This is a genomic window from Pseudomonas sp. TNT3, from assembly GCF_010095445.2.
Lineage (GTDB): Bacteria > Pseudomonadota > Gammaproteobacteria > Pseudomonadales > Pseudomonadaceae > Aquipseudomonas.
On the sequence record NZ_WFGV02000022.1, the window covers coordinates 42,061 to 54,585 of the forward strand.

Here is a 12,525-nt window from a genome sequence, read left to right on the forward strand (position 1 = left end):
GCCAATCAACCGTCGACTCTTGTTCCCATCTAGACACTGACAATCGGGCAGTATGAACGCCCGTAGATAGTCAGATGAGTATTGGTAAAGAAAACTGAAAGGTAGCACCATGTGGTTGATTGGCGACTGCCCATAGTTTTCCCCCGTGCCCTTCAATGATAGTACGGCAAATTGACAGCCCCATTCCTAGTCCTGTGGATTTGGTGGTGTAGAAGGACGCGAACACTTGCTCGGCACTGGCCTCTCCAAACCCCGGGCCTGAATCACTGACACTTACGTGAACGCAACCGGACTCATCAAGACTCGAGCGGATGTCCATTTGCTTAGCTCCTTCCCTCACACTGCTCATCGCCTCCAGTGCGTTGATAATGAGGTTGAGCAACACCTGTTGCAGCTCTACCCTATCGCCATTAATCAGAGGCAGACCATCATCTAGCTGCATGTTCAGATTCACACCGCTCTTAGCAATCTGAGCGTGGGTGAATTCGATCATTTCGCGGATCGTCGATGTGAGATCCATTTGCTCTTTCTGCGGAGGTACATTGCGAATGTGGCCACGGATGCGATTTAGCACATCCGCCGCGCGATTGGCCTGTTGGATGAGGGCTCCGAGCACCTGCCGGACTTCGCCAATTTCAGGCGGCTGAATATTGAGCCAGCGTAGTGCTGCATGCGCGTTCATCACGGTGGCAGCAATCGGCTGGCTCACCTCGTGTGCAATCGAAGCCGCAAGCTGTCCCATGGTCGCCACACGATTGGCATGCGCTAGTTCTGCTTGTACTTCACGAAAGCGCTGTTCACTCTCGCGCGCACGCTGCTCTGCTCGTTTGCGCTCAGTCAGATCTAACACAAACGCAACCCCTTGCTTACGCTTGTCTCCGAACATTGCCAAACCCACCAAGACCGGTACTCGGGAGCCATCTTTTCTCACATACTCTTTCTCCAGAAGACTCGCGTTTCCGCTCTCTAGAGCATCTGCCATGGCCTGCGCACTGACATCATGGAATTCTGGTGGCGTCAGGTCGCTCCACCGAACACGCCCTGAAACTACGTCAATGCGGTCGTAGCCAATCATCTGCAAAAAGGCGTTATTGGCTTCAACAATATCGCCATCTGTCGTTCCAACGATAATGCCGATAATATTGGCATCGACCAATCGACGAATTTTCGCCTCGCGCTCCTCTACATCACGATATAACAAGGCGTTCGCCAGCGAGGTGGCCGCCTGTGAGGTGATCAATTTTAAAACCGCAATCCGAGCAGGACTGAACACCTGGGCGGTATGTTTATTTTCAAGATAAAGCGCACCCGTAAGTTTTGCCTGGTTCACTAACGGCATACACAAAATCGAGCGTGCGCAGTGCTGCTGGACAAAGGGGTCATTAGCGAATGTCGACTCGATTGCGTCGTTCAGTACCACGCTTTCTCGAGTGCGCACGACGTGGTAGAAAACAGACTCTGGGAGCAGAGCCGCCGATACTGGCGTATCCCGCAACAGCGTCGCATCTCTGCCGATGGCGGCCTCAGCCATGATCGTGTATGCGCCGCTGTCCGACAGAATCAATAGCCCCCTTTCGGCACCAGCCTGCTCGATGGCCATTTCCAGGACCGTTTTGATCAAGCCTTCCAGGACGATATCGCCTGACGCGGCTTGTGCCACCTTAAGCACCGTTTCAAGATCGAGCTGGTCGACCGAAGTAGAAATTGTGATTTCGGAGTTGAGGGGCCGGTTTTCAGGACGCAAGAATGGGTGCTTCATTTCAAGATGACGTACTTTGCCCATCGCCCCCCAACGCAAGTAGCCATAACTTGCATCTTGCAGATACAAACGGGCGATTTTTTCAAATCCACGCGCTGCGTAAAAGCGCGAAGCGAGCTCGTTTGCCAAGGCCTCGATGTGAATAAAATTGCTGTCTTGGGCCAATTGAATGGCATGCTCGTAGAGCTCCTCAGCGACTACAATTCGACCTTCGAGGCGAGCTATCTCGGCACCGACTAATGCTACTCGGCAAGCGAAATTCTCGGCGCATTGCTGCGCCCAAGCTTCCAGCTGACGGTGCTCGTCCGCCATTTCCTGCAATAATTTGGCGTGTTGCTCCACAGGCGAAGTATCACAACATGCAGCACGAGTGAGCGCGCTGTAGAAGTAAAATTCCGCTTCTTCAATGAAAGCATGAGATGTCCAAATTAACGCTTCCGCTTGATCAGCCGCGTGCCGTGCCGACTCATACTCGCCTGCTAGGAAACGACACTGCAATTTGCGGATCCAGTACCAGCAAGCCAACACGCGGGAAACATTAGGAAGGCGCAACTCCATGCTGGCTTCACTAAAGCGCACGTCTTCCAGAATTCCGAATTCACTCGTATTTCCACGAAGCGTCCGGATCAGTGCTAGCTGATTGTCAATGAAGTCAGTGACCAGCCCGAACCGCACCTTCTTGCTGTAAGTCAGGCCCCGTTCCGCTTCCAGCTCAAGCGTCTCCAATGGCTCACCTGTAAAAAGCATATTCGTATACAGGCTATTGCACGCGAACGCGCCGAATGGAATGTCTCCTATCCGATTCGCGGCATCGAATACTCGATTCAGGTTATCGCGACAAGCACGCACGGGGCGCATCCAGCGCTCTACAAATAAGGTGAAGGACAGGTAAGTGCGTGGAACGAACCGATCAAGCCCGTGGCGCTCAACCATCCTGCACCCTAGCTGGCCAAAGTGAATGCCATCCAGATAGTCGCCGAACAGGCGGCCAGCAACTCTAGGGATGTTCGCGTAGGCGACACATGAAGCGTCGCCATTTCCAAACTCAATACTGAGGTTGATCGCTTTGCAGATCGTTAGGCAGGCAAGATTCCCGTCCGTGTGTAACGCGGGGGAAAACAGGCTGGTCAACGCTTCAAGGGTCGCCAGCGCGGTGGGATCCACCATTCGCGGTAAATCGATAAGCCCCTCGATGTTGCGGTTCTGAAGGCGGGCTTGGATCAGGTTGTATTCATGGCGCACTTCAACCTCTGCTGGGTGAGCTGACCACTCGATGCCGACATGCCGCAGAAACGCGAGACACGCAGCCACTGCGTTGTCACGCTGATCGAAGACCAGATACAGGTCCACTTGCAGACAGGCAATGGATGAGCGTTGAACCGCCGTCCGAGCGTGGATGGATAACACGGTGAGCCGCTCTTCAGCGGCTGTTAGTTGCCCCGTTAAGAATTCACAAGCAGCTCGGTTCGATTCCAGAGCGAATGTCAGCTCATGTTGCCGCGCCCAATGGTTTTGCTCCAAGAGCTGCGCACCGGCGGCGAAATAGCTGAGTGCTGATGCGTACGCGGTCGAAGTCTTGGCTCGTTGGCCCGCAGCAAGGTTCAGGTGCGCCAAGCGTTCACGCTCGCTCCGATCAACGATTAGATTAGCGCCACGGTTAAGCTGACCGACAATCTCGAAAATACAATTTTCTATGCTTTGCGCAGGTGTCTGCGCTACTAACAGGCGACCAATGCGCAGATGAGTTACGGCACGCAAGTCATCCGGAATTTGGGAGTAGGCAGCTTCATGAATACGGTCGTGGACAAACGCGTAGGCACCATCCGACCGCTCAACAAGTTCCTGGCGAATCGCTTCCCAGAAAATTGTGGCCACTTGAATCTGCGGAACATTAAGCACAGCCGCCAAGGTGCTGACATGGCTCGCGTTGCCCAGACAAGCCAACTGTTGCAGAGCTTGCTGCGTGGTGTCAGGCAGGCGAGCCAATCTGCCGACCATCAGGTCTACAATGTTGTCGGTGTAACCTTTCGCTTGGATGCGATCTGGATCCCACTGCCATCGCCGTGCCCCGTAATCGAAGCTGAGCAAGCCTTCTTCATTCAGCACTTGCAAAAACCGAATGACGAAAAACGGATTGCCAGCAGTCTTATCGAACACTAACGTTGCCAGTGCGCGGACTTGTGTAAGGTCGCAACGCAGTGAGTCAGCGATCAGTTGACCGATGGTTGCATCGGAAAGTGGCGTTAGCGTTATCTCATTGATTCTAGCGCCCACTTGTCTGATACGTTGGAGCCTACTTGAGAGCGGGTGCGTTTCATCCACCTCGTTGTCGCGGTAGGCGCCGACTAAAAGTAAATGGCTCAGGTCTGAGCCCGTCACCAGTTCCTCAAGCAGATCAAGCGTTGCCGCATCCAACCACTGCAGATCGTCGAGAAACAGGGCGAGCGGGTGTTCCGCTGTGGCAAACACCCCAATAAAACGCCTAAACACCAGCTGGAACCTGCGCTGGGCTTGCAATGGCTCAAGCTCCGAAACCAACGGTTGCTCGCCAATGATGAGCTTCAATTCGGGAATGAGGTCGGTCATGAGCCGCGCATCAGGTTGCAATTCGTCCTGCAACTTGTTGCGCCATAGCCCCAGTTCACTGTCGGTCTTACCTAATAGCGTGCGCACCAGCTTTTGAAAAGCTTGCACTAACGTGGAATATGGTACGTCGCGTTTGTATTGATCGAATTTTCCGGATGCGAATAACCCAAAAGACGGCACCAGCGCCTTGCGAAGTTCATTCACGATGGAAGACTTCCCGATACCTGAGTAACCGGAGATGAGCACTAATTCCGACGCGCAATCGCTGATAACTCGACCGAATGCGGCAATGAGTATGTCGACCTCATTTTCCCGACCATACAGCTTCTCCGGAATCAGCAAATTTTCAGCGGCACCGTGCTCGTCAAGGGCAAACTCGGTGATTCGCTTTTCGCTCTGCCATTGAGCCAGGCAGTGATTTAGATCGTTCTCGACGCCGATCGCAGTTTGATAGCGATCCTCGGCAGTTTTCGCCAATAATTTCATTACAATTTTTGAAAGCGTTTCGGGAATTGAAGGCAAGCGAACCCGAGGAGCCGCAGGGGCCTTGGCGATGTGGCAATGAATCCACTCCATAGGGTCGACCGCGGTGAATGGCAGGGACCCGGTCAACATTTGATAGAATGTGACACCCAAGGAGTAAAGATCACTGCGTGAGTCCATCGAGCGATTCATCCGACCCGTCTGTTCAGGCGCCATATAGGCGAGTGTGCCGGCAATGATTTCTGGAGGCTGTCGCTCCCGCGGTAACCGTGACGCCAGACCAAAACCAGTGATCCGCGCCCGACCGTCATCGCAATTAACGAGGATATGCGCGGGCTTAAGATCTTTATGAACGATTCCCTGCTGGTGCAGCTTGCTCACCGCAGCGGCAATATTGGCAGCCAACCGCAGGAATAATTCCGTCTCCATTGGTGCAGTCAGCAGTCGCACAAGCGGTTCGCCACCGGGGTCTGCTAGCACGAGCAAGGGAATACCGTTGTCACGTAGCAGCTCCAGCGGCCTCACTGCCCAGACGTCGTCAAGCTCATCCTTGAGTGAAAACTCGTGCACCAAACGATCCAGGCTATTGGGCGACGGATGGTCGGTGGAGGTACTCACAACCAGGACGTTACCTCCGCTCCCATTTGGCAAATCCCCGCGGCGAAGAATACGCTCACCATCATCCCAAAGTGTTTGCATGCTGATAGTCTCGAATGCTGAAATGTTTATCTGCCGCAAATCGCAAAAAAATGACTTCAAGCTCATTGTATTGTGACCTCCAGGCGCGGCTTTGCCAGGGAAAGTCACTTAGATAGGGTGAGCCCAGTGGCCACCCCGTAGTCGGTCAAAGGCCTGTTTAACCCGGTACTACCTCGCTCCAAACGCACGGGAAATGTCGTGACCGCAAGCTTAATCCAGCGGTCTGGTGGTGGGTCTGAGGGGCGCAATGCTGGATACGTAAGGCATTGGATTTGTGCCTCAGATCGGACAAGGTTGTTAAATACAGAAGCCGTCACCTCCAATCCCAGACTTGAAACATCAACCTTGCCGTCGGCACAAGCCTTGTCAACGTGCCCAGGAACAAGTTTGTTCATGGATTGCGGCCCCACCAGATAAAACTGCCTCCCCAGGTGAAAGATCGTTGGCGCCTCACCGACGACGCAAAAAGAGAGCAGTACGCCAGGAGAATAGAAATATTCATATACGCCCGCGCTACACCAGTGAGGACTCCTCGAATATCATTTTGCGAGGGTGCTATTTCACTCACTGCTCGCAATGCTCTTTCGCACTCTGTCACGATCACCGATTCGAACAGGGCTTCTTTAGCCGGGTAGCAGATATGCACCATGGACTTGGAGATGCCGGCTGCACGTTGGATCATGTCCGTCGTGGCGGCGTTGAAACCCTTCTTCAGAAATACAGCCTGGACGCCCAAAACGACCATTTTGACTTGTCCGCTAAACCGCTCAACCTTGGACATGCGTTAGATTGCATTCGGAAATTTTTCAAATCCCCCCTTTCTTGTAACCAAGCTGATCAGAAATGATCACACAGCTATTTCGAACCTATCGGTACAGGCTAGAAGCTGCTTTATATACCTTTTTAATCGGGAGTCCAACCACCACGGTCCGAATTTCGAACAGATCGGTTTGGTGGTGCACCGGCGGCTTCGCGTCCCACTGGTTATGATCGCCCTAGGAGACAAAGCCTCGGCACAACGAATGCCACCTAAACTGCCCCGTCGAGGCCATTGCGGGCGAACGCCGTCCGCGATGTTCGGGACACGGAGATACCCCAAGCGGTCATTGTCCCGGTACGTGAATTCGTGATCGACGCAGTTGGAGGCCCCACAACCGGTAGCTTCCTACCCGCCATAAACCAAGCCAGGCGTTTTTCCCGCTGTTTCTTGTAGGGATTTTCCAAGCCGAAGCAGCTGAAAAACCAGGTATCACCGTTTCGACCCCGTAAGTGCGCTCCAGCGATGCGCCGTTGACAGAAGTTGGGCGGATGCTCGATGCAGGGAACATTTGTATCGTCACCGCTAGAGCTCACCCGCTTGCTGTTGCACATCGAGCGCAAGGACGACCGGCTTTAGAGCACATCCGAGGTAAAATTGCGCTGACGGTCCCTGACTGCCAGATGTCGCTGGGCGCGACGGTGACCAACAACGCGTTGTGCTGAGGCCTCTATGGTTAGTGCAAACCAATGCACGGCAGGAGCCGGCAATGAAGATAGTTAGGAGAGTCGAAGTCGGGACCGTTACAGACGTTGTCTGCGATGATAGCTTTGCCCACGCGAGCATGAAAACGGAAGGTAAACGCCCGGATTTGATTGGACGCTGAACTATTGTTTTTGATCATCTGGATCAAAATCGCAGTTGGATTGACCCAATACCAGGATGAGTTAAAGCGCCATATCAACAGACGCATCTTCACTGACAGGCTTCCCCTCCTCCATTTCCAAAGCGGGTTTAGCTGCCGAGCTTCTCACCGGTGGCGGCACCAACTCAAGCACCCTGGCGGTAAAGGCCCACTCTTCGGTTAGCTTTAGTGGGTTGTTGTTAAGTTGGGTACCGTAGCTCGGCAGAATCTGATGGATCTTCTTTTGCCAGGAGTTAGTCGCGACTTGGTCTTTGAAGACTTTTTGCAGCAAACCTAACATGATAGGGACTGCAGTCGACGCGCCAGGCGATGCACCCAGTACGGTGGCAATAGTTCCGTCTTCGGACGTGACGATCTCAGTGCCCATTTTCAAGACGCCACCTGCAGCTTTGTCACGCTTGATTACCTGCACGCGTTGGCCTGCTTGCCAGACTCGCCAGTCTTCGGCTTTTGCCTTAGGGAAGTATTCCTTCAAAGCGCTGAGGCGATCCTGTTCTGACAACATCAGTTGTCCAGCTAAGTATTGAACGAGCGGGAATTGCTTTATGCCGACGCGTGTCATCGGCCACACGTTGTGTGTGGTGGTAGTACTCAGCAGGTCCAGGAAAGAGCCATGTTTAAGAAATTTTGTGCTAAAGGTCGCGAAAGGACCGAACAGGATTAGGCGCTTGCCGTCCAGCACCCGAGAGTCCAGATGCGGAACGGACATGGGTGGTGCTCCCACCGAAGCCTGGCCATAGGCTTTGGCATGGTGCTGCGCGGTAATGGCCGGATTCTCTGCGACCAGAAATGATCCCCCCACTGGAAAGCCTGCATACTCCCTTGCCTCGGGAATTCCCGATTTCTGCAACAGCTTAAGCGCGCCTCCACCGGCACCGATGAACAGGAACCTGGCATCGGTTGCCGCTTCGCTACCGTCTATAAGATTCCTGTAGCTGACACGCCAACTTCCGTCCCCGTTTCTGGTGATGTCCTTCACTTCGCTCGACAGCTTGAGGGCAAATTTCGGCGTCGTTTGCAGGTAGCCGATCAGTTGGCGGGCCACCTCACCAAAATTTACGTCTGTGCCATTGGGGTTCCAAGTGGCTGCGATTTTTTGCTTCGGATCACGTCCTTCCAGCATAAGCGGAACCCATTGTTTAATTACGGCAGGGTCTTCGGAGTACTGGATGCCACCGAATAATGGGCTAGCCTGCAGGGCCTCATAACGCTTTTTCAGAAAGCTGACGTTTTCCTCGCCCCAAACGAAACTCACGTGCGGAGTGGAGTTGATGAACGAACGTGGGTTCTTCAGCACACCTCGCATGACCTGCCAGGACCAGAATTCTCGGGTTAGCTGGAAGCCCTCATTGACTTCAATAGCCTTCGAAATTGAGATTTTTCCGTGCTCATCCAGTGGTGTGTAATTCAACTCGGCCAATGCCGAATGACCAGTACCCGCGTTGTTCCAGCCGTTAGAGCTTTCCTGTGCGACATCGTCGAGACGCTCGATCATCTCCATAGAGAGATCCGGCTCTAACTCATTTAGCCAAACGCCCAGGGTCGCGCTCATGATGCCGCTGCCAATGAGCAGTACGTCGACTTTTTTGGCTGGGGCGGTATGCGAACGCACAGCGCCAAATGACGGCTTCAAACCTGCAAGGAGGCATCTCAGTTTTTTCGTGTTCATCATGTGTGTCTCTTGCGATTCTGCGGTTCACCACTGGCACTCGGCCCGCACTCAAGCCACCTTCCCTACTTCAGAGAAATGATTCGCTTGGGCGAGCCAAAACCGTTAGGTGATTAGTAGTCCCAGAACGCCGCTACCCAGCGAAACGCGTCACCGTCGATGGCCACTCGGCCGACGGAAGGGAACGGCAGATGCGTCGCGACGAACAGCTCGCCGCTCGCCGCCGCCTCTTGCATCAGGCGGACCCGAACGCGAACCGATTCCTCAGGGTCATGTTCAAAACCGTTGTGCCAGTCGGGGTGCTCGAAGGCGACCGGGAACAGGGCGTCGCCAGCAAACGTCAAGCGCTCGCCCCCGGACGTCACGTAGACCACGCTGTGGCCCGGGGTATGACCGCCGGTGAGTTTGACAACCACGCCTGGTGCCACTTCGTACTCGTCTTCGAATGTCCGCACATTACTGCGGTAATCGTTTATGAATTGATTGGCGGTTGCTCGCAGTACGTCGGGTACTGGCGAAGGCATTTCAGTGTGAGCGAAATCGGGCGCCTCCCAAAACGCGACCTCAATTGCCGCGACGTGAATGCGTACGTCCGGGCGCAACTTGTTTTTCACCTCGTCAACGAGCAATCCGCCGATATGGTCCATGTGCATATGGGTGATCACCACGTCGGTCACGGACGAGAGTTCAATGCCGGCGGCTTCCAATCTCTTGGGGAACTGCCCGGCTCGTGGAAAGCCTGGGAACTGGCCGCCCAGCCCAGCGTCGACGAGAATGGTTTGCTTACCGCTACGCACAACAAGAACGTTCAACGCCCAATCAAATGCGTCAGGACCTAGAAACATGTCCTTGAACCAAGCTGCGCGGGCGACCGGGTCGGCATTGGTGGACATCGTCGTGGTCGGCAGCGGCAGCACGCCATCGCTAATGACCATCACATCAATTTCACCGACACGCAGCGCATAGCGCGAAGGAACCAGCTCCTGGCCCCCCGCGTTGTGCGAGCTGATTTCTGACGCCTGCGGGGCACTCCCTTGCTGGAGCGAATGTTCCTGTTGGGTAGGGATTTTCAGATGCGTTGTCATGGTTACTCTCCTATTGCCTGGGTCCGCGAAAGCCGCACTCTCGACGCGAGAGCGACGGATTGCCCAGGTGCCCAGTGTGCTTGGTCGCGCAACGGAGCCGATACCATACGCGGGTATAGAATCGCTGCATCTTCGGATGATCCACCCCATCAAAAGGTATGGGAGCCCGGTGGATTCTCATCAAATAGAGCACTGGCCCTCGCCCCCTCCTCCCCCTGCATACATGCCCAGCCCTCATACCAAAGCGTTAATTTCAAAAACCCATGTCCAGTGGTCAGCGTCACGGGTTGCTCATAGATTCTCCGCTGCCGAAGGGGGCAAAGCTGTCGCTTGACGGCCTGCCCATGAGCCTTGCAGGCGCTACTTTTCGAACACGCATGGAATACGATGATGAATGATGAGACGAACGGAACCACCCGTAGAGCATTGATGACAACCGGCGCCATGACCGCAGCCGCGTTGGCGGTGACGATACCTGCGCTAGCGGTGCAAACAGCCCGCCCGGCCGAGCCGGCGGACAACAAAAACGACGGTACTGCCATCGGCTCAGAAATGATCACCGTCAAGGACGGCACGCGGATTTTCTACAAGGATTGGGGGACCGGGCAGCCGATCGTGTTCCATCACGGCTGGCCCCTGTCCAGCGACGATTGGGATGCCCAGATGCTGTATTTCCTCAGCAAGGGCTTCCGTGTCATTGCTCATGACCGACGCGGCCACGGTCGTTCGTCTCAAACCGCTGTCGGCAATGACATGGATACCTACGCAGCAGACGTGGCTCAACTGATGGCCCATCTCGACATTAGGAACGCTGTGCACATCGGTCACTCCACTGGTGGCGGCGAAGTGGTTCGTTATGTGGCGCATCACGGCCGCGGTCGCGTAGCGAAAGCGATACTGATCGGCGCGGTGCCGCCAATCATGCTGCGCACGGCGAAAAACCCGGGAGGCCTTCCTCTGGAGGTATTCGACGGTCTACGCAAGTCCGTGGCCGAGCATCGAGCATCGTTTTATCGGGAATTCCCGACAGGCCCATTCTATGGTTTCAATCGCCCAGGCGCGAAAATCTCCGAAGCGATCATCGACAATTGGTGGCGACAGGGCATGAGCGGTGGGATCAAGGCGCAGTACGACTGCATTCAAGCCTTCTCGGAAACCGACTTCACCGACGACTTGAAAAACATCGACGTGCCAACACTGGTATTGCATGGTGAAGACGACCAGATCGTGCCGATCGCCGATTCGGCCCATCTGGCAATCAAGCTGCTCAAACAGGGCAAGCTGAAGACCTACCCTGGCCTGCCCCATGGAATGTGCACCACCCATGCGGATGTAATCAACCCGGATCTTCTGTCATTCATCAAAGGCTGATGCTCATGACGCAGGTGCCGAGCAGGAATGAACCTCCCGTTCGACATCCTGCGCGGCTAAGGCGAGCGCGAGAGACGGCCCGTTCATACCTCAGTATTAAAGATCGACACCGATATGCTAAATCGCTGTCTTGAGGTACGGGTGTCATCTGTTCTGCGTCGATTTATTGTGGCCCCATCCAATTGATCAACCCATAGCGCTGATGCGCTCGCAGGGGACGCGTTTCATGAACGCACTACACACGCTGTACATTGTCAGACATCCCCTGCGCGTCAGCCGTTATGGCGCTCACACATCGTTGTCATCCGCCGAGCGTGTGGAGATCATCGACGCTCTAAGCGACAGCTGTACCACCGGGGTGAAGATTCTTACTCAACTGAAACAAGCCAGACAGCAGATGGAAAACGTCAGCTTCCTCCCTGTGAAACAGCTGTTACACCGCCTGGTGAAAGCAAACATCGACTATGTCGATTTCCTGATCCTGCGCATCACAGACCTGGGTGGCTACGCTGAAGCGGAGACGCTTCACCGCCTCTACGATGTCCGGGATACGAAGTGCTTTCCCGAGTGCATTCAAGGTATTCATCTCGAGACCGAACGACTGTTCGCCCTTGACGCTCTATTGCGCGACTGCTACGAGCGCGCGATTGCTCACAGGGACACCGCCAGTGAACAATTTTTCAAAGCATGCGTGCAACAGAACAAGCTCTTCATCTCGCTAATTGAGGACAACCTCTTGAATGACTGGCCATTGTGAAAATGCGCTTTAACGAACAACCACATTCTGCTGGGCCCGTGCGTCTGGAGGATACGGCTGAGCAGATGACCAGTCTGGCCGGTAGATTCGACTGCCTAGCCACCGAATTCTCCAGTGGCTTAGACCGCCAACGGGTCGACTCCGAGCAGGAGTCGGCCGCAGTGAATCAAATGGCGGCCACCACACAGGAAGTCGCCAGCCATGTCCAGCGCACCGCCGAATTTACCCAGAAGCCAATGTGTTGACCTGGCGTGGACGCGAATTGGCCCGGGCCACCCGGGAAGCCATTCAGCGCCTCTCGGTGGTGGTGGGTGAAACCGGGATGACAGTGGCGCAGCTGGCCAGGTATAGCAACGAAATCGGCAACGTAGTCGATGCGATCAAGGGCATTGCCGAACTGTTGCCGCACAGCTGGGCGCCCGCTTAATCACGCC

Annotated in this window: 6 protein-coding genes and 1 pseudogene; 3 read left to right on the top strand and 4 right to left on the bottom strand. The window is 54.8% G+C overall.

Annotated features, from left to right (window positions below; all coding sequences use genetic code 11):
- Positions 1-70 precede the first annotated feature (70 nt).
- The 4 genes from GBC55_RS14925 to GBC55_RS14940 form a co-directional block, all read right to left on the bottom strand.
- Positions 71-5,527, bottom strand: coding sequence for an ATP-binding sensor histidine kinase (locus tag GBC55_RS14925; protein WP_162438139.1), 5,457 nt, complete (start codon positions 5,525-5,527; stop codon positions 71-73).
- Between the two features lie 391 nt (positions 5,528-5,918).
- Positions 5,919-6,308, bottom strand: a complete 390-nt coding sequence (locus GBC55_RS14930) for a TetR/AcrR family transcriptional regulator (protein WP_162438106.1) — start codon at positions 6,306-6,308, stop codon at positions 5,919-5,921.
- Positions 6,309-7,231: 923 nt separating this feature from the next.
- Positions 7,232-8,881 (bottom strand): malate dehydrogenase (quinone), encoded by a 1,650-nt coding sequence (mqo, locus tag GBC55_RS14935; protein WP_247266915.1) that lies wholly within the window; start codon positions 8,879-8,881, stop codon positions 7,232-7,234.
- 110 nt (positions 8,882-8,991) lie between these two features.
- Positions 8,992-9,963, bottom strand: coding sequence for an MBL fold metallo-hydrolase (locus tag GBC55_RS14940; RefSeq protein ID WP_162438107.1), 972 nt, complete (start codon positions 9,961-9,963; stop codon positions 8,992-8,994).
- 552 nt (positions 9,964-10,515) lie between these two features.
- Between GBC55_RS14940 and GBC55_RS14945 the strand changes: the two genes are divergently transcribed.
- The 3 genes and pseudogenes from GBC55_RS14945 to GBC55_RS14955 form a co-directional block, all read left to right on the top strand.
- Complete coding sequence (locus GBC55_RS14945; protein ID WP_247266921.1) at positions 10,516-11,334, top strand: alpha/beta hydrolase; 819 nt, start codon at positions 10,516-10,518, stop codon at positions 11,332-11,334.
- Positions 11,335-11,560: 226 nt separating this feature from the next.
- The gene (locus tag GBC55_RS14950) at positions 11,561-12,091 is read left to right on the top strand and encodes a hypothetical protein (RefSeq protein ID WP_162438109.1); all 531 of its coding nucleotides are present in this window, start codon (positions 11,561-11,563) and stop codon (positions 12,089-12,091) included.
- A gap of 41 nt (positions 12,092-12,132) precedes the next feature.
- Positions 12,133-12,488, top strand: a pseudogene (locus tag GBC55_RS14955) (chemotaxis protein); the annotation flags it as partial.
- Positions 12,489-12,525 lie beyond the last annotated feature (37 nt).